The 16,971-nt window shown below is 63.1% G+C and carries 16 protein-coding genes and 1 pseudogene; 12 read left to right on the top strand and 5 right to left on the bottom strand.

Going from position 1 to position 16,971, the window contains the following annotated elements:
* From M0954_RS16930 to M0954_RS16910, 5 genes and pseudogenes are all read left to right on the top strand, one after another.
* Positions 1–260: pseudogene (locus tag M0954_RS16930) on the top strand (hypothetical protein); the annotation flags it as partial.
* 64 nt (positions 261–324) lie between these two features.
* Complete coding sequence (locus M0954_RS16925; RefSeq protein WP_297354389.1) at positions 325–2,022, top strand: tryptophan 7-halogenase; 1,698 nt, start codon at positions 325–327, stop codon at positions 2,020–2,022.
* A complete protein-coding gene (gabT, locus tag M0954_RS16920; protein WP_297354386.1) occupies positions 2,019–3,317 on the top strand; it encodes a 4-aminobutyrate--2-oxoglutarate transaminase in 1,299 nt (432 codons plus the stop codon). The genes M0954_RS16925 and gabT overlap by 4 nt, the downstream gene beginning before the upstream one ends.
* Positions 3,310–4,092, top strand: a complete 783-nt coding sequence (locus M0954_RS16915; protein WP_297354384.1) for a nitroreductase family protein — start codon at positions 3,310–3,312, stop codon at positions 4,090–4,092. The genes gabT and M0954_RS16915 overlap by 8 nt, the downstream gene beginning before the upstream one ends.
* Before the next feature lie 169 nt (positions 4,093–4,261).
* Positions 4,262–4,567: a hypothetical protein gene (locus M0954_RS16910; RefSeq protein WP_123384090.1), complete on the top strand. Its 306-nt coding sequence runs from the start codon at positions 4,262–4,264 to the stop codon at positions 4,565–4,567.
* A 71-nt stretch (positions 4,568–4,638) separates the two neighbouring features.
* Here the strand turns inward: M0954_RS16910 and gcvA are convergent, their stop codons facing one another.
* Positions 4,639–5,592 carry a transcriptional regulator GcvA gene (gene gcvA / locus M0954_RS16905; RefSeq protein ID WP_297354382.1) on the bottom strand — a complete coding sequence of 318 codons (954 nt, stop codon included), beginning with the start codon at positions 5,590–5,592 and terminating at the stop codon, positions 4,639–4,641.
* 139 nt (positions 5,593–5,731) lie between these two features.
* Between gcvA and M0954_RS16900 the strand changes: the two genes are divergently transcribed.
* Positions 5,732–6,955 carry an MFS transporter gene (locus M0954_RS16900; RefSeq protein ID WP_297354380.1) on the top strand — a complete coding sequence of 408 codons (1,224 nt, stop codon included), beginning with the start codon at positions 5,732–5,734 and terminating at the stop codon, positions 6,953–6,955.
* A gap of 67 nt (positions 6,956–7,022) precedes the next feature.
* Here the strand turns inward: M0954_RS16900 and M0954_RS16895 are convergent, their stop codons facing one another.
* The 4 genes from M0954_RS16895 to M0954_RS16880 are packed head-to-tail and all read right to left on the bottom strand — an operon-like array spanning position 7,023 to position 11,708.
* The gene (locus M0954_RS16895) at positions 7,023–8,009 is read right to left on the bottom strand and encodes an ABC transporter permease (RefSeq protein ID WP_122154686.1); all 987 of its coding nucleotides are present in this window, start codon (positions 8,007–8,009) and stop codon (positions 7,023–7,025) included.
* Entirely contained in the window at positions 8,006–8,986 is a 981-nt protein-coding gene (locus M0954_RS16890) for an ABC transporter permease (RefSeq protein ID WP_133891586.1), read from the bottom strand. The genes M0954_RS16895 and M0954_RS16890 overlap by 4 nt, the downstream gene beginning before the upstream one ends.
* On the bottom strand, positions 8,983–10,545 hold the full coding sequence (locus M0954_RS16885) for a sugar ABC transporter ATP-binding protein (protein ID WP_297354378.1): 1,563 nt from the start codon (positions 10,543–10,545) through the stop codon (positions 8,983–8,985). The genes M0954_RS16890 and M0954_RS16885 overlap by 4 nt, the downstream gene beginning before the upstream one ends.
* Before the next feature lie 35 nt (positions 10,546–10,580).
* Entirely contained in the window at positions 10,581–11,708 is a 1,128-nt protein-coding gene (locus tag M0954_RS16880) for a sugar ABC transporter substrate-binding protein (protein WP_122154689.1), read from the bottom strand.
* 407 nt (positions 11,709–12,115) lie between these two features.
* Between M0954_RS16880 and M0954_RS16875 the strand changes: the two genes are divergently transcribed.
* From M0954_RS16875 to M0954_RS16850, 6 genes are all read left to right on the top strand, one after another.
* Entirely contained in the window at positions 12,116–12,844 is a 729-nt protein-coding gene (locus tag M0954_RS16875) for a FadR/GntR family transcriptional regulator (RefSeq protein WP_122154691.1), read from the top strand.
* A 199-nt stretch (positions 12,845–13,043) separates the two neighbouring features.
* Positions 13,044–13,346, top strand: a complete 303-nt coding sequence (locus tag M0954_RS16870; RefSeq protein WP_297354376.1) for a Dabb family protein — start codon at positions 13,044–13,046, stop codon at positions 13,344–13,346.
* A gap of 135 nt (positions 13,347–13,481) precedes the next feature.
* On the top strand, positions 13,482–13,928 hold the full coding sequence (locus M0954_RS16865; RefSeq protein ID WP_122155680.1) for a PaaI family thioesterase: 447 nt from the start codon (positions 13,482–13,484) through the stop codon (positions 13,926–13,928).
* Between the two features lie 88 nt (positions 13,929–14,016).
* On the top strand, positions 14,017–15,015 hold the full coding sequence (locus M0954_RS16860; protein ID WP_297354373.1) for an NADP-dependent oxidoreductase: 999 nt from the start codon (positions 14,017–14,019) through the stop codon (positions 15,013–15,015).
* 82 nt (positions 15,016–15,097) lie between these two features.
* On the top strand, positions 15,098–15,964 hold the full coding sequence (locus tag M0954_RS16855; protein ID WP_297354372.1) for an SDR family oxidoreductase: 867 nt from the start codon (positions 15,098–15,100) through the stop codon (positions 15,962–15,964).
* A 4-nt stretch (positions 15,965–15,968) separates the two neighbouring features.
* Positions 15,969–16,940 carry an alpha/beta hydrolase gene (locus M0954_RS16850; protein ID WP_297354370.1) on the top strand — a complete coding sequence of 324 codons (972 nt, stop codon included), beginning with the start codon at positions 15,969–15,971 and terminating at the stop codon, positions 16,938–16,940.
* The last annotated feature ends 31 nt before the right edge of the window (positions 16,941–16,971 follow it).

Here is a 16,971-nt window from a genome sequence, read left to right as displayed (position 1 = left end):
GCCGGGTATCGCCCGCGGCGTTCATCAACGCGAATGCCGGCGCTGCGCTCTCTATCTGTTGTACCCGCTTCGGTTTTCGTGGACCCACCATGAACCTCACGATGCCGGCCGCCAGCGCACGGACGCTGGTCGACGTGCTCGCCGCGCGATGGCTGGGGCAGGGCAACGCACGCTATCTGATCCTCATTGCAGCTGATTTCGATGCGGCAGCGGACATACAGGTGACCGGCACGCTGATCAGAAGGCCTGACCTCGACTGAAACAAGGTGTCGAACACGTTCGAAAAATTACCAGATCTAACGAAAACATATAGGAATGCAAACTATGAATTACGATCATGACGTTGCCATCATCGGTTCTGGCATCTCGGGTTCGATGCTTGCCGCGATTCTCGCCAAAAACGGCGTAAAGGTCGTCGTGCTGGACGCGGGTACGCACCCGCGCTTCGCGGTGGGCGAGTCGATGGTGCCGGAAAGCGCCGTGCTGCTTGAACTCATGGCGGCTCGCTTTGGCATCCCCGAACTAGCCTATCCGGGCAACATTTCCGAGATCAACCGGCATATCGGCTCCTCGGCGGCGGGTGTCAAACTGGCGTTCAGCTTCGCATGGAACGGCTTTCGCAAGGAGCACGATATCGCCGATGTGGTGTCGACCCCGGTACTCGCGCCGGAGGCCCATCTGTTTCGTCAGGACATCGATGCGTACTACGTCGCGCTTGCGGCCCGTCTCGGTGCGGTTATCAGGCAGCAGGCACGCATCCAGACCATCGACGTCGCAAGCGAGGGCGTCACGCTGACGCTTGCCGACGGCCATCGGCTGCACACACGCTTCGTGGTGGACGCCGCGGGTTTCCGCGCGCCGCTCGCCGATGCGTTGCAGTTGCGCGAAGGCGCCCGGCCGATGCAGGCAAACACGCGCTCGCTGTTCACGCATATGGTCAACGTCGACCTTTATGAGGATGTGATCGCACCCGTCGAGACGCACGGTTCGCCGACCGCGTTGTCGCAGACCACGCTGCATCACATGTTCGACTGCGGCTGGCTGTGGATCATCCCGTTCAACAATCAGCCGTTCAGCACCAATCCGCTGTGCAGCGTCGGACTGCAGTTCGATATCGACAGGCATGGCCCCGCGAGCCGCGATCCGGAACGCGAATTCCAGCAGTTTCTGGCCGATCATCCATCGGTGGCGAAACACTTCAAAAACGCTGCACGGGTTCGGGAATGGACCGTTGCGCCGCGCCTGAACTACACGAGTCGCGAGACGGTGGGCGATCGGCATTGCCTGCTCGGACATGCCGTGGGATTCGTCGATCCGCTGTTCTCGCGAGGACTGGTGAACACATTCGAATCGATTGCAAGACTGGCGCCGACTTTGCTGAAATCGCTGCGGGCGGACCGCTGGCAGCGCGAAGACCTGTTGCCGCTCGAGCGCTATAGCCTCGAAGTGGTACGCATCAACGATCGCCTCGTCGCCAACTCGTACACCGCGTTCCGAACGTTTCCGCTGTGGAATGCATGGTTCCGCATCTGGCTGAGCGGCAGCTATATCGGTGTGCTGCGGTTGCGCCGGATTCTTTCGGACTATCTGGCTGATCGGGATAACGAAGCATTGGATGCGGCGTTTGAGAACGCGACCTATCCCGGTCATCTGTCGATTGAAAGTCACCGCTACGAGCGGATGTTCGACGCCGCGTGCTCGACGATGGAGCGCTTCAAGGACGGCGAGATCGGCGAAGCGCAGACAATAGCCACGTTGCACCGTTTGTATGTGGAGAACCACGAGCATCTGCCGCTCGACTTCTCGGATTTTGCCAATCGTTATGTCTCGCGGCCGACGGTTGAATTTGCCAAGTCGCTGCTGGACTGGGCGAACCATGCGCCCGATGGCCTCGCGACGAAGCTCGCACGCGGCCCGAACGCGCGGCCGTTCGAGTTCCTCGACCGCTATCGCTACGGCGATCGGTTGGCTCTTGCCGCGCGTGCCGACGAACGTCTCGCAGAAATCAGGGCGAGCCTATGAGTGTCGCCAACGAAACGTTGCTAGGACGCCGGCAGGCCGCGGTTGCCCGCGGCGTGAACCAGGCCCACCCGATTTTCGCGGCGCGGGCGTTAAACGACCGAATCTGGGATATCGACGGTAACGAGTACATCGATTTTACGAGCGGCATTGCCGTGCTCAATACGGGGCATCTTCATCCTGACGTCGTCGAAGCGGTCCAGCGGCAATTGGGCCATTTCGTCCACACCTGTTTCGCCGTGCTGCCATACGAGTCCTATGTCGCGGTATGTGAACGGATCAATGCGCTGGCCCCGGGCGATGGCTCCAAAAAGACTGCCTTGTTCAGCACCGGCTCCGAAGCCGTGGAAAGCGCGGTCAAGATCGCCCGCGCGCATACGAAGCGCAGCGGTGTGATTGCCTTTACCGGCGCCTATCATGGCCGCACGCTAATGGCCTTGGCAATGACCGGCAAGGTGGCACCCTACGCGTCCGGAATGGGCCTAATGCTGGGTCATGTCTATCGCGCGCTCTATCCGGACGCGCTGAACAGCATCGACGTCGATTCGGCGCTTGGCAGCATTGAGCGCATCTTCAGAAATGACGCCGCTCCCGAAGATATTGCCGCGATCATCTTCGAACCGGTGCAGGGCGAAGGCGGAATACAGGTGGCCCCGCCTGGATTCGTTTCAAAGTTGCGTGCGTTGTGCGACCGTGAAGGGATCGTATTGATCGCCGACGAGGTGCAAAGCGGTGCCGGCCGAACGGGTACGTTCTTCACCGTCGAGCAGATGGGAGCGACACCGGACCTGCTGGTGTTCGGCAAATCGGTGGCCGGCGGATTGCCGCTCGCCGGCGTGACGGGCCACGCCAGTGTGATGGACGCCGTCGGGCCCGGCGGCCTGGGCGGTACCTACGCCGGCAACCCGCTGTCCTGCGCCGCCGCGCTGGCCGTACTCGACGTCATGGATCGGGAGCAGATCCTGGCGCGCGCCCGCCAGGTTGGCGAGATCACGCGCGCGGCGCTGCTGGCGATGCAGCAACGCTATCCATTGATCGCTGACGTGCGGGGACTCGGAGCGCTGATCGGCGTCGAGTTACGCACGCCCGATGGACAGCCGGCAAAAGACCTCACCAGCAAGCTTGTCACGTCGGCGCGCGAGGCGGGGCTGCTGTTGCTCGCAGGCGGGATGCACGGCAACGTCCTGCGTATGCTGGCGCCGCTGACGGTCGAACTGGCGACGCTCGAAGCGGGGCTGCGCATCCTCGATCGCTGCTTTTCGATGCTGTGCCGCACGGAGCCTGGGATCCATGACTGACCTCTCGAGGCTGCTCAACGGACATCGCTCGATCCGACGTTACAAGCCGGGCCCCATTGCCCGTGAACTGATCGACGAGGTATGTGCCGATGCAATGGCCGGGGCTTCTTCGTCGGGCAACCTCAACAACGTCTCGCTGGTTTTGACACAGGACGTAAAGCGCAGACAGCAGTTATACGAGCTGCACGCACGACAGCCAATGATCCTGCAAGCCCCGTTGCTGGTGACCTTTGTTGCGGACTGCTACCGGACACGGCGCTGGCTCGCGCGTGGGGCGGCACGCGACAATTTCAACAACCTGATGGGCTACCACATTGCGTTATGCGACGCGATGATCGTGGCGCAGAACGTCTGTCTGGGATTCGAGGCTCGCGGTCTGGGCGTCTGCTACATGGGCTCGACGCTATCCGCGATGAGTGCCATCGCGGCGGCCTTGAATCTCCCCGATACCTGCGTGCCGGCGGCGACGATTGTCGCCGGGTATCCGGACGAAAATCCCGACAAACGTGACCGGCTGCCGATGTCCGCGCTGATTCACGACGAGTTTTACCGCGACCCGAGCGACGAGGAAATCGACGCGAGCTATGCGGAACGCGAGCAGCGCGCGTGGCCGCGGCACATGGCCAGTCCGGCCGGGCGGTCGAAGCTCGAACAGCACGGGATCAGGTCGATGGCACAGTTGTATTCAAGTCCACTGAAATACGACCCTGAGGTCTTCCGCTCTGATTCGCAGCGACTGCGGGAATTTCTGGAGTTGAAGAATTTCATCTCCTGAAATCGGCTGCGTTTCGCGTAGTACGTAACATCAGACATGGATTCACTTCGGACTACCACGTGGTTGACGGGGGTTAGGCGACAGCCATCGTCAAGAGGGGCTCTAGGTATGCCAGGCGGGCGAGTGATAAAGTCAATGCCCTCAAGACCGCAAGATGGGGGCAAGACCGATGAAAGTTCTACGCACTGCGCTGCTCGCCACTGTCGCGCTGACGGCGCACGCCGCTGAGCCGGCGCCTAACCAGCAATGGCACGCGATCCCGGCGTCGCTCCATGACGTCATCATGAACGGCTACAAGCTCGTCTCGGCGTTCGACACGCCCGTACAACAGTCATCAAGGACCATGCGTACCTACGTGCTGCAGAAGGACGACAGCCTCGTCGAATGCACCGAATACCACGATGGCGCGATTGGCGAATTCAGATGCTCCGAAATCGTGCAGCCATATCTGGCATCCCCCCAGGGCAAGAAGTAGGACCTGCCGACCCGTCGGCGACCCGCGGCACCACCCGTCGGGACGTTCTCGCCAAAGCCCATACCTAAGTATCAGACACCGGCCCGCTCAAGTTGCCCAGGACTCTGGCTGGCCATCATCGTGATCCATTGCTCAAATGCCATAACGGCGTCATCGCCGGCGCGATCGGCGTTGATCACGAGCGCGTAGTCGGCGGCGCGCCATGTTGGTGCCGCAATCGGACACACGAGGCGCCCCGCGGCAATGTCGCGCCCGATCAGCGGCAGCGATGCCAGTGTGACACCCAGCCCCTCCACGGCGGCGGCAAGCTGGAGGTGTACGTGGTCAAACTCGACATGACGCGCAGCCCGCAGGTCGGGCGCACCGGCCTCCCTAAGCCACTGCGACCAGGCTGTGCGCGTACTGGCGGAATGCAGCAGGGTTTGATGGCGCAGATCGGTTACGTCCTGTATGGGCTGCTGGCGCAGCAGTGCAGGGCTGCAGGCGGGCAGACGCAAGTCGGCCATCAGCGTGCGCGACACGACGTCAGCGCCTTGTTCGGGTCCGGAGCGAACCCCAATGTCGAAGGCGTCGCCTATGTAGCGCAACTTGCGCGATGTGGTCGACAGCCGCACGTCGATGTCCGGGTAACGCGCCTGAAAGTCGGCCAGACGCGGCAGCAGCCAGCACAGCGCGAAACTCGCCGGCACGTTCACACGCACGACGCCTGAGACCCGGCGCGCAAATTCATCGTGGCGCAGCCGCGCCGCCGCGGTGCCCAGGCGCTCGAACGCGTTGCTCACTTCGTTCAGCAGCGCAGCGCCTTCATCGGTCAGCACAACGCCGCGCGGGCGGCGCTCGAATAACGGCAAGCCGAACCAGTCTTCCAGCAACCGGATCTGCTTTCCGACGGCCCAGTGGGTGACATGCAAATCGGTTGCGGCGCCGGCGAAGCTGCCGTGCCGGGCTACCGCTTCGAAATTGCGCAACGCGTTAAGTGGCGGCAGCTTGTCCCGGTCCTTCGCAGTGCCTTTGTCTCTACCCATGACGTGACTTTTTTTCTCCATTAACGCGATATTAGCTCAATTGAACTGTGTCGTTGTCCCGTCATAAAATTGCCACATGGAGTCTGAATACACCACGGCGACTTGCCTTTCGGCGTCGTCTCGTGAGAAGAGGATTGATATGCGCTTGCCCGTTTTTTCCCCGTCGCCCCCACAGCAGGCCGATTCAGCCGGCCAGCCGGCCGCGCCGTCACGCTCGCGCGTGCTGTGGCTCTCGTGTGTCGCGCATGCGATGCACGATGGCTACACAGACATGATCTATGCGTTGCTACCCGTGTGGCAGTCGGACTTTGGTCTTGATTTTGCCGCTCTGGCTATCCTGCGCGGTATCTATGCCGGCACGATGGCCACGCTCCAACTGCCTGCCGGGCGCCTTGCGCAGTGGCTGGGCAGTCGGGCGACGCTGGCCCTCGGTACTTTGTTGGCTGCACTCGGTTATGCCGTTGCCGGGATGTCGGGCGGCCTGCTTGGCCTGTGCGTGGCTTTGGCGATTTCGGGCAGCGGCTCAAGCACGCAACACCCGATCGCCTCCGGCGCCGTCTCCCGTACCTACGGGCGCAATGCCAGAGGACCTTTGAGCGTCTACAATTTTTCCGGAGACCTCGGAAAATCCGCACTGCCGGCTGCCGTTTCGCTGCTCGTGACCATGATGCCGTGGCGTCACGCGTTATGGATTGTGTCCGCATTGGGCTGCGTCATTGCCGCAGTCATCGCGCTATTTTTCCCGTCCATACCGCGTAGCGCGCCGGTGGACGTTGATGCGCCCGATCACCGTCGCAGCACCTCGGGAAGCGGCTTTTCCCCGTTGTTCGCGATTGGTGTGCTCGACACAGCCGTGCGTATGGGGCTGCTCACTTTCTTGCCGTTCTTGCTCAAGGCAAAAGGCGTCTCGCCGGCGATGGTGGGGACCGCACTCGCGCTGGTCTTTATCGGTGGTGCGGCCGGCAAGTTCGCTTGCGGCTGGCTTGGCGCACGCATGGGAGTGATAGGCACGGTGCTGGTCACCGAGGGCGGTACAGCGGCCTGCATCGTCGCCGTGATGTTTCTCCCACTGGCGCTCACAATGGTGCTGCTGCCGCTGTTGGGCATGATGCTCAACGGCACTTCCTCCGTGCTCTACGGAACAGTGCCGGAAATGTCGGCCCCCGAGCGCACTGAGCGCGCATTCGCGTTGTTTTACACGGGGACGATAGCTTCGGGTGCGATTTCACCGGTCATCTACGGTTTTCTTGGCGACCGGATCGGCGTACACGGCGCTACTTTTGCCACGGCTCTGACCGCGTTGGCGATCTTTCCGCTGGCGATCGCATTGCGCTCGCATCTGGCACCCGAGGAAAGACGCTGAGCGTAGGCCGCGAAGCCCGCGATGCGTATAGCCCGCGACGCGAACAGCAATCGACAACCGCTTCCTGCTACGCCTCGCGCTTGCTGCGCCCATACAGCAGCAGCATCGACGCGATCACCACGCCGTAGATGATCTGGCGTCCCGCCTCCGGCATCTGCGCGACCGAGAGGATCGACTGCAGCAGCGTGATGAGGATCGCGCCGGCCACCGTGCCGAGGTACGAACCCCGGCCACCCAGAATCGACGTGCCGCCGAGCACGACCGCCGCGATCGCCGGCAACAGGTAAGCATCGCCCATCGACTGCGCCGCTTTGGACGCATAACCCGCGAGCAGCACGCCGCCGAACGCCGCGAATCCGCTGCACACGGCGAAAGCGGCCACTGTCACGAGCCGCGTATTGATGCCGGAAAGATACGCCGCGCGTTCGGTGTTGCCGATCGCGTACAGCGTGCGGCCAAAGGTCGTGCGCGACAGCAGGAACATCGTGGCGCCGCCGATCAGCACCCACAGCGCGACGGCATTCGGCACGCCCGGCACGAGCCAGCCGGCAGCGAGCCATCGCATCGCGTGTGGCGCGGAATCCTGGGGCGACGATCCTCCCGTGTAGACGATCATGATGCCCTGCGCGACCGCATTGGTCGCGAGCGTCGCGATCATGGACGGAATGCGCAGCAACGCGACAAGGATGCCGTTGACGATACCGATCAGCACGCCGCAACCGATCCCGACTGGAATCGCGAGGATGCCGCCGAGTTCGCTGTGCCCCGCGACGGCGCACGCCATCATCGCGCCGACCGTGATTGTCCACGGCAGCGACAGGTCGATGTGGCCGAGCAGTATCACCATCATCAGGCCGGTCGCGATGATGCCGAGGAACGCGCCGACCTTCAGCTGCAGCAGAATGTATTCCGGCGACATGAAGCTGCGCGAATACATCCCGCCGACGAGCAGCAGCGCGATGATGCACGCGAACGCGATGACGATCGGACGGTCGACCTTACGCGTGAGCCTCGACAGGAACGTGGTCCGGCTGGTTGCGGAAACGTCGCTCATTGAAACCACTCCAGACGGTTGCGCACCCTGAACAGCCCGCACGCTCCGATCGCGACAGCAAGCAGCAGAATGACACCCTGGAACAGCGGCTGCCACAGCGCATCGACGTCGAACACGAACAGCAGGTCGCCGATAGAGCGAAATGCAAATGCGCCGAAGATCGCGCCGATCGCGCTGCCCTTGCCGCCGAGCAGCGACACGCCGCCGATGACCACGGCGGCGATCGAAAACAGCGCATATGAGTTGGCGCTGCCGAGGCTCGCTTCTCCCGTGTCCGTAAAGAATGTCAGAAAGAGGCCGCCGATCGCGGCGAGCAGGCCGGCCAGCGTATAACTCGCGAACTTCGCGCGCAGGATCGGCATGCCGGACAGAAAGGCCGCGGATTCGGATGAGCCGGTCGCGTAGGCCGCGCGCCCGATCGCCGAACGTTTGAAAGGAATCCAGACGATCACCACAGTCGCGAACAGAATCAGCAGACTCGCCGGCACGACGCCGGCGACCTTGCCGGTCAGCGCGTCGGCGAGGTCCTCGTTGATCGATCCGCCGGGCACCGGGCGCAGCAGAAGCGCCAATCCATAGTAGACGGCGCCCGTCGCGATCGTCGTCACGATCGGCTGCAGCCGGCCGAAAATGATGATTGCGCCGTTTAACGCGCCGCACAGCGCGCCGACCGCGAGCACGCCAGCGATGCCGAGAGCGCTGTGCAGCGCGTCGCCGGTGACGATCCAAGATCCGACGCAATTCGTCAGCACGAGCGTCATGCCGATCGACAGGTCAATGCCGGCCGTCAGCACGACCAGCGCCTGACCCATCGACACCAGCGCGAGCAGTACTGCCTTGTTCGAAGCCGTCTGAAAGACGTTTGCCGATAGCGCCGACGGATAGTTGAAGAGGTAGATCGCGAACATCAGCACGAACAGGCCGAACGCGAACGTCGTCCCGCGATTTTCCGCATACCAGTAACGCAGCCCGCTCATAGCGCGACTCCCGTGGAAGGCGAAACCTGACCGACAGGCAGGTCCAGTGCACTTGCAATCAGGTTCTGCTCGGTGATCTCCGGCCCGACGAGTTCCTTCTTGATCCTGCCTTCGTACAGCACGAGCACGCGATCGCAGCAGCCGATCAGCTCGTCATAGTCGGTCGAATAGAAAAGGATCGCGGCGCCTTCATCGGCGAGGCGCCTGAGCAACTGATAGAGCTCCTGCTTGGTGCCGACGTCGATGCCGCGCGTCGGATCGCTGAGGAGCAGGATTCTCGGCTGCCGGATCAGCCACTTCGCGATGACTACCTTCTGCTGGTTGCCGCCCGACAGCGAGCCCACGGCCGCGTCGACGCTGAACGACTTGATCGCGAGGAGCTCCATCATGCGGTCGACGAACGACTGCTGGCGATCGCGATCGATCACGCCTGCGGTAGACATGCGATCGAGCGCGGCAAACGACAGGTTCTCGCGCACCGACATCGGCAGCATCAGGCCTTCTGTTTTGCGGTCCTCCGGAATCAGCGCCATGCCGATCTGGTTGGCGCGTGCGACCACGGGGCTCGTGATCGACATGGCCTTGCCGTCGATCTCGATTTTGCCGGTGCAACCGCGCAACACGCCGAATAGTGCGAGCAGCAGTTCGCGCTGGCCTTGCCCGTCGAGTCCGCCCAGCCCAAGAATTTCACCGGGCTTTAGCGAAAAGCTGATGCCTTGCAGCGTGTCGTTCCACGCGAGATCGCGACAGGCGAGAACCGGTTCGGCGGCGAGACGGCGCCCGGGCGTGTCCGCGGGTTTGTCGGGGAATGCGTGCTGGTACTTCCGGCCGATCATCATTTCGACAACCTCATTGTCGCTGCGCGTGCCCGCCTCGAAACTCATCACATGACGACCGTTCCGGTAGACCGTGCATTCGTCCGCGAGCGCCTTCACCTCGTGCATCCGGTGCGAGATGAAGAGCAGCGCGAGCCCCTCGTCGCGCAGGCGTTTGAGCACTTCAATGACACGCGCCACGTCGGCCGCGGTCAGCGCCGAGGTCGCCTCGTCGAGGATCAGGATGCGCGGCTCGTGCGCCAGCCCCTTCGCGAGCTCGACCATCTGCTGGCGCGACAGCGGCAGGTCGCGAACTTTCGCGAGCGGATTGATGTCGGCCGCGCCCGCGCGGGCGAGCGCGTCTTCGGCCTGGCGACGCTGGGTCCGGCGGTCGATCATGCCGAAGCGTCGCGGCGGGTTCGAAGCGAAGATGTTGTCCGCCACGCTCAAATCAGGGATTAGCGACAGCTCCTGATACACGCAGACGATGCCGGCTGCGTTCGCCTCGGGGGGCGACGCAAAGGATACCTGACGACCGTCGAGGTGCATCGTTCCCTCGTCCGGCTGCACGACGCCGGACATCACCTTCAGTAGCGTGGATTTGCCCGCGCCGTTCTCGCCGAGGACCGCATGGATGCGGCCGCTGCGCACCGCGAGGTCCGCGCTATCCAGCGCGACGGCGCCGCCGTAGCTTTTCGACACGCCGGACATCTGAAAGAACGGCTGCTCCTCGTCCTGCCGCATGCTTCGTCTCCTTTCGCGTCACGGATCCAACCCGATTACTGGTTGCCCTGGCTCTGCTTCATGATTTCCTGCGCGGAGAAGTTGATGCCGCAAGTCGGAAACGAGTTGCCGACGAAGAAGTTGTCGGACTCATCCGGGAAATAGTTGACACCTGCCTTCAGTTTCGAATCGTCGGTGACGTCGAGCGGCAGTTTGATCGCGACAGGAATCGTCTGGCCATCCAGCGCAGCGAGGGCCGTCTTGATCGCCACGGCCACCTGCGCGGGACCGCTACCCGCTGACGTGCACTTCAGCCCCTGGCTCCCGTACTGCGCGCAGAGCTTGCGAAAACCGTTCTCCGTTTCGCCGCCGAACGGCACGAAAGGATGTTTCGCATCGAGCATCGCGCGCACGACACCGGTGTCGCCGCCTTGCGCGGATATGCCATCGAAATGGCCCTGCACGGCAATCGCGTCGGCCACAGCCTTTTGTGCGACGCCGTCGTCCCACTTGCCGTAGACCTGGACAACGTTCCACTTCTTGCCGGTCGCGTTCAACGTGTTCTGGAATCCATTGTGCCGGTCAGTGTCGACCGACGTGCCCGCCACCCCGCGAATCTCGAGCACCTTGCCTCCGTTCGACACATGGGAGGCGAGCCAGTTGGCCCACAGCACGCCGAGCCCGTATTGGTCGACGTCGACGTTGATCGCGTCTTCGCTGTCGAGCGTATTGTCGAACGCGATCAGCACGACGCCGGCCTTCTTCGCGCGGCGGATCGCAGGTCCGAACGAGGCGGGATTCTGCGCGTCAACGATGATCGCGTCATAGCCGGCATCGATGAAGTTGTTGACGGCCGAGATCTGCGCCGGCACGTCCTCGCCGGTCGAGACGACCTTGAATTCCTTGAGCTTGGCGGCGACGGCCGGTTGCGCCGTGTAGGCCTTGGCCGTCTTGATCATCTGGATACGCCAGGTGTTCGCGATATAGCCGTTCACCAGTGCGATCCGGTAGGGCCCGCTCTTCTTCGGATATTTGACGAACTTCGTGTCGCTCTTCCAAGGGACCATGCACGTGGGATCGCTCGGCGGGCCGGAAACGATCGATGCCTGTGCGAAAGCCGTGCTTGCGCACAGCGCCAATGTCGCGGTCGCCGCCGCTCGAAGCACCTGGATTCCTGAAAGCATGTTGTCTCCTGTTTTGTTGGATTGAACTTACCGATTGCCAGCACACATGGCTCGTCGTGAATTGCCGACACGGTGTGCGTATTGCAGGGAATCTTGCGGATGTGCTACAGCGGGACTGAATCGGACTCGCCGAACCAACGGAATGACCTCTTCAAAGACGTCTCCTCGAAGCGAAACGAAGGATGCGCCTACGCTCCCAATTCGACAGTACTGGCATACCAATCCGCACGCGATAGTGGTTTACCAGTGCGCCCGGTGCACGACTCGATTGGGCTGAAACCCGCGTCGCTTCTGCGCTTGCCGGCTAAAGCCTGCGGCACACAGACACGCCGCGACAAGGAATTGGTGTACCATTTCGGCGAACTTCAGCCGCCGCCGGGCGGCTTCGACGATTTCGAGAATCCTGGATGGCCGATCTTTCGCACACCCTAACCGGCCGGGCCGCCGATGCGGACGCGGCCGACCGTTCCTATGTCGGGCTGGCAAAACAGATCTACGATCTGATCGAGGCTGGCGACGTCGGGCCGCGTGCCCGCCTGCCTTCCGAGCGCACGCTTGCCGAGCGTTTCGGCGTGAGTCGCACGCAGGTGAGGGAGGCGATCATCGCGCTGGAAGTGCAGGGCGTGGTCGAGGTGCGTGTTGGGTCCGGCATCTATGTGGCCGAAGCGCCCGAGGCGCGACCGGTCTCGTTCGAACTGCCACGTGGACCAGGCCCGATCGAGACGCTGCGCGCGCGGGTGGTGGTCGAAAGCGGAATCGCGGCGCTCGCCGCGACCGAACGCAAGGATTCGGACCTCGACCGGCTTTTCGCGGCGTTACGCGCGATGCGCGAAAACATGGACGACAAGGCCGCGAACGAAGCCGCTGACCGAGAGTTCCATCAGTCGATAGCGCGGGCGACGGGAAACGAAGTGCTCCGGCTCGTGGTGACCGCGATGTGGGACAACTCTCGCGCCGACCCGTTGTGGAAAAAGATTGAGGAGCACTTCCACACGCCCGCGTTGCGGGCGGCTTCGCAGGAAGACCATCAGCGCATCTTTTCGGCCATCATGGCGCGCGACGCGGCCGCTGCGCGCACGGCGATGCAGGCGCATCTCGCACGCGTGATCGGCGAATTCACGAAGGCCTGGCGTTAGCTTCGAGCCATTGGGCTGTACCTCAACATAAAGACCATCTGAGTCTGTAAGTTTGATAGGCTTGGAAGCTGCTTTGGCCCGTCTGGTCTTGGCGTCTGCGAGCGCCACGGCATGAAAGGCAGCTATCGGTTGTCGGAAAAGGCAATCCACATAAGGACTTAGCCAATTTAACGGAATAGCGTGGAACGCTACTAAAAACATGATTCGACATATTGTGATGTGGAAGTTGAAGGAATCGGCAGAGGGTGCTTCGCGCGCGGAGAATGCCGTCAAGCTGAAGGAAAAGCTGGAAGGTTGCCGGAACATCGTGCCTGGCATCCTGCATCTGGAAGTGGGCCTCGGCGGAGCCGGCCTCGACTCCACCTACGATGTCGTACTGGTCTCCGACTTCGCCGACAAGGCATCGCTCGACGCCTACCAGGTTCACCCGACTCACGAAGCGCTCAAGGGCTTCGTCGGCGCGGTGCGTGAATCGCGCGAATGTGTCGATTACGAAGTCTGAGCTGCGGCAATGACTGATTCGCAGAAAGGTGGGTCCGGCCAACCGGGGGCCCGCGAACCGGCGGCGGGACAACCCGCGGCCGATCAACGCCAACCTGGGATTGACGCTTCCACCGTCGCCCCCAACGCGCTGCCCGTGCTCGAAAGCCCCTTCGTCGACCACCTCGGCGTCCAACTCGTCAGCGCCGCGGACGGCTCGAGCGAAGTAATCTTGCCGCTCGCGCCCGACCACATGAACACCTGGGCCGTGGCGCACGGCGGCGTCACGATGACGCTTGCCGACGTCGCGCTGGCAATGGCCGCCCGCAGTCTCGCGGGCGACGGCGTGGGTGTCGTCACGGTGGAGATGAAAGTCAACTTCATGCAGCCGGGGCGGGGCGAATTGCGCGCCACGGCACGCGTGTTGCATCGTTCGACCACAATGGCGTATTGCGAAGGCGAAATCCGCGATAGCGAAGGCCATTTCGTCGCGAAGGCGCTTGGTACTTTCAAGTACATGCGCCGTCTTGCCGTGGGCCGCGAAGTAACGCATCAGCGTCTGCGCAGCGACCCGTCCGCCAAACCCGGTCCTAGCGACGGTTGAACGCATGGCGGGACGGGCCGCTACGCACGTCGCGCTTTGCGTGCCCACAGATTCACGCTACATCCAGACAATCAAGGAGACGATCGTCATGACCCAGATCAACCGTCAATTCGTGCTCGCGTCGCGTCCACAAGGCGCCGCTACGCCCGACAATTTCAAGCTCGTCGAAACGGCGCTGGAACCGCTCGCCGAAGGCCAGTTCCGCGTGCGCAATCACTATCTGTCGCTCGACCCGTATATGCGCGGCCGCATGAGCGACGCCAAGTCCTACGCGGCACCGCAGCCGCTCAATGAGGTGATGGTCGGCGGGACCGTCGGCGAAGTCGTGGAGACCAGGCATCCGAAGTTCGCGGTGGGCGACAAGGTGGTGGCGACGCTCGGCTGGCAGGAGTTTGGCACTTCCGACGGCACCGGCGTGCGCAAGGTCGACGACACGCATGTGCCGCTCGCCGCTTACCTGGGTGCAGTGGGCATGCCTGGCGTTACGGCCTGGTACGGTCTGAACCGCATCATCGCGCCGAAGGCTGGGCAGACGGTGGTGGTCAGCGCAGCGAGCGGGGCGGTCGGCGGCGTGGTCGGGCAACTCGCGAAGCTGGCGGGGGCGCGTGCGGTCGGCATCGCCGGTGGGGAGGACAAGTGCCGCTATGTGGTCGAGACGCTCGGCTTCGATGCCTGTGTCGACTACAAGGCCGGCAATCTCTATCAGGACCTGAAAGCTGCGACGCCAGACGGTGTCGACGGCTACTTTGAGAACGTCGGTGGCGAGGTGCTCGACGCGACGCTTGCGCGTATGAACGCGTTCGGACGGATCGCGCTGTGCGGGATGATCGCCGGCTACGATGGCGAGCCCGTGCCGCTCAAGAATCCGGCGCTGTTGCTCAGGCAGCGTCTGCTGGTGCAAGGCTTCATCGTCACAGAGCAGCTGGACGTGTGGTCCGAAGCGCTCACGCAACTCGGCACGCTCGTCGCGCAAAAGAAGCTGCATTACCGCGAGAGCATCGCGCAGGGTCTTGAAAGTGCGCCCGAGGCGTTTATCGGCTTGCTCAAAGGCAAGAATTTTGGCAAGCAACTCGTCAAGCTGATCTGAGTTGATTTGATCTCGTTGCGTTTCACTGTATCTCATCGAATTTTTGACAGTCATTTAGACAGGTAACTAGCGGAGACACCTGATGTTCCAGTTCGACGGCAAAGTGGCTGTGATCACCGGCGCGGCGAGCGGTTTTGGGCGCGCCTTTGCGGAGAAGGGCGCGGCCCAGGGCATGAAGCTGGTGCTGGCCGATGTCGACGGCGCCGCGCTCGCGCGCACCGTGGATGATCTGCGCGCGGCCGGCGCCGACGCGATCGGCGTGCCGACCGATGTCTCGGACGCCGCCCAGGTCGAAGCACTGGCGCTCGCGGCGCTCGACGCGTTCGGCAAGGTTCATCTGCTGTTCAACAACGCAGGCGTGGGCGTCGGCGGTTTCGTGTGGGAAAGCACGGCACGCGACTGGGAGTGGGTATTCGGCGTCAACGTGATGGGCGTCGCTCACGGCGTGCGCGTGTTCACGCCGATCATGCTGCGGCAGAACGAACCGGCGCATATCGTCAATACCGCGTCCGTTGCGGGGCTCCTGTCGCCGCCAGCGATGGGCGTCTACAACGCGTCCAAGCACGCGGTCGTCTCGTTGACGGAAACGCTCTACAACGACCTGCAGAACGCGGGCGGCCAGGTGAGTTGCTCGCTGCTGTGTCCGGCCTTCGTGCCGACCGGCATCGCCGATGCGGAGCGCGCCCGTCCTGAGACCCTGCGCAACGATACCGGTCCAACACGCTCGCAACTCGCCGCCGGCAAGCAACTGCAGCGGGCGGTGCAGTCGGGCAAGCTGAGCGCGAAGGACGTCGCCGAGATGACGTTCGCGGCGATCGAAGCAGGGCGCTTCTACATCATCACGCACGCGGCGATCCTGCCGACTGTCCACCTGCGTCATGAGGATATCGAACAGTTGCGCAATCCGACTGACCCACTATCGCTCAAGCCTGAGGTCAAGGGACAGTGACCCGATGCCGTTGAATCCGAAGATCGAGCAGGTGCTCGAGTTGATTGCGCGGGCGAAGCGCCCGCCGTACCACGAACTCACCGCGCAACAAGCGCGCGCCTCTTACGAGAAAAGCGCGCCAATTCTGGAGATTCCGTCCGCACGGATGTTCGCCGTCGAAGATCTGCGGGTGCCGACGCGCGACGGCGCGACGATCCGCGCGCGGCTCTACCAGCCGGCCGAACCGAGCTGGGCGCAGCCCTCGCCAGCGCTCGTCTACTACCACGGCGGCGGCTTTACCGTAGGCAGCGTGGATACGCACGATGCACTCTGCCGGATGTTCGCGCGCGACGCGCAATGCTTGGTGCTCTCAGTCGATTACCGGCTTGCTCCGGAACATAAATTCCCCACCGCTGTGGACGACGCGTTCGATGCGTTGAACTGGCTTCATGCCAACGCGGGTCTGTATGGTGTCGACCCCGCACGCATTGCGCTTGGCGGCGACAGTGCAGGCGGCACGCTTGCCACCGTCTGCGCGGTTCTGGCGCGCGACGCTGGGCTGCCGAAACCGGTGCTGCAGATGCTGATCTATCCGGGCACGACGGGGTATCAGAGGACCGACTCGCACGCACGGCTCGCGGACGGTTTTCTGTTGTCGGCTGCGACGATCCAGTGGTTTTTCGAGCAATACGTGCGCGACCCAGGCGATCGCGATGACTGGCGCTTTGCGCCGCTCGACGGCACACGCGACGCGCCTCGATTCGGCGGCCTGGCGCCCGCGTGGATTGCGACGGCCGAATACGATCCGCTCAGCGACGAAGGCATCGCCTACGCGGAAAAGCTGCGCGCAGCAGGCAACGAGGTCACGCTGATGCGCTACGCGGGCATGATCCACGAGTTCTTCAAGATGGGGGGATTCGTGCCGGAAGTCGCGCGGGCTCATGCCGATGCGGCCGCCGCATTGCGTTCGGCGTTTGGTCTCGAGCCGGAGGGCTGAGCGCGAAAGCCGAACTCGTCGCCGCAGCGCG

This window comes from Paraburkholderia sp. (assembly GCF_026225065.1).
Classification (GTDB): Bacteria; Pseudomonadota; Gammaproteobacteria; order Burkholderiales; family Burkholderiaceae; genus Paraburkholderia.
This window is presented reverse-complemented; position numbering and strand designations above follow the sequence as displayed.

Excerpts from the sequence above, each read along its gene's own strand:
- M0954_RS16925 (WP_297354389.1), top strand. The coding sequence starts at position 325 with ATGAATTACGATCATGACGTTGCCATCATCGGTTCTGGCATCTCGGGT.
- gabT (WP_297354386.1), top strand. The coding sequence starts at position 2,019 with ATGAGTGTCGCCAACGAAACGTTGCTAGGACGCCGGCAGGCCGCGGTT.
- M0954_RS16915 (WP_297354384.1), top strand. The coding sequence starts at position 3,310 with ATGACTGACCTCTCGAGGCTGCTCAACGGACATCGCTCGATCCGACGT.
- M0954_RS16910 (WP_123384090.1), top strand. The coding sequence starts at position 4,262 with ATGAAAGTTCTACGCACTGCGCTGCTCGCCACTGTCGCGCTGACGGCG.
- gcvA (WP_297354382.1), bottom strand. The coding sequence starts at position 5,592 with ATGGGTAGAGACAAAGGCACTGCGAAGGACCGGGACAAGCTGCCGCCA.
- M0954_RS16900 (WP_297354380.1), top strand. The coding sequence starts at position 5,732 with ATGCGCTTGCCCGTTTTTTCCCCGTCGCCCCCACAGCAGGCCGATTCA.
- M0954_RS16895 (WP_122154686.1), bottom strand. The coding sequence starts at position 8,009 with ATGAGCGACGTTTCCGCAACCAGCCGGACCACGTTCCTGTCGAGGCTC.
- M0954_RS16890 (WP_133891586.1), bottom strand. The coding sequence starts at position 8,986 with ATGAGCGGGCTGCGTTACTGGTATGCGGAAAATCGCGGGACGACGTTC.
- M0954_RS16885 (WP_297354378.1), bottom strand. The coding sequence starts at position 10,545 with ATGCGGCAGGACGAGGAGCAGCCGTTCTTTCAGATGTCCGGCGTGTCG.
- M0954_RS16880 (WP_122154689.1), bottom strand. The coding sequence starts at position 11,708 with ATGCTTTCAGGAATCCAGGTGCTTCGAGCGGCGGCGACCGCGACATTG.
- M0954_RS16875 (WP_122154691.1), top strand. The coding sequence starts at position 12,116 with ATGGCCGATCTTTCGCACACCCTAACCGGCCGGGCCGCCGATGCGGAC.
- M0954_RS16870 (WP_297354376.1), top strand. The coding sequence starts at position 13,044 with ATGATTCGACATATTGTGATGTGGAAGTTGAAGGAATCGGCAGAGGGT.
- M0954_RS16860 (WP_297354373.1), top strand. The coding sequence starts at position 14,017 with ATGACCCAGATCAACCGTCAATTCGTGCTCGCGTCGCGTCCACAAGGC.
- M0954_RS16855 (WP_297354372.1), top strand. The coding sequence starts at position 15,098 with ATGTTCCAGTTCGACGGCAAAGTGGCTGTGATCACCGGCGCGGCGAGC.
- M0954_RS16850 (WP_297354370.1), top strand. The coding sequence starts at position 15,969 with ATGCCGTTGAATCCGAAGATCGAGCAGGTGCTCGAGTTGATTGCGCGG.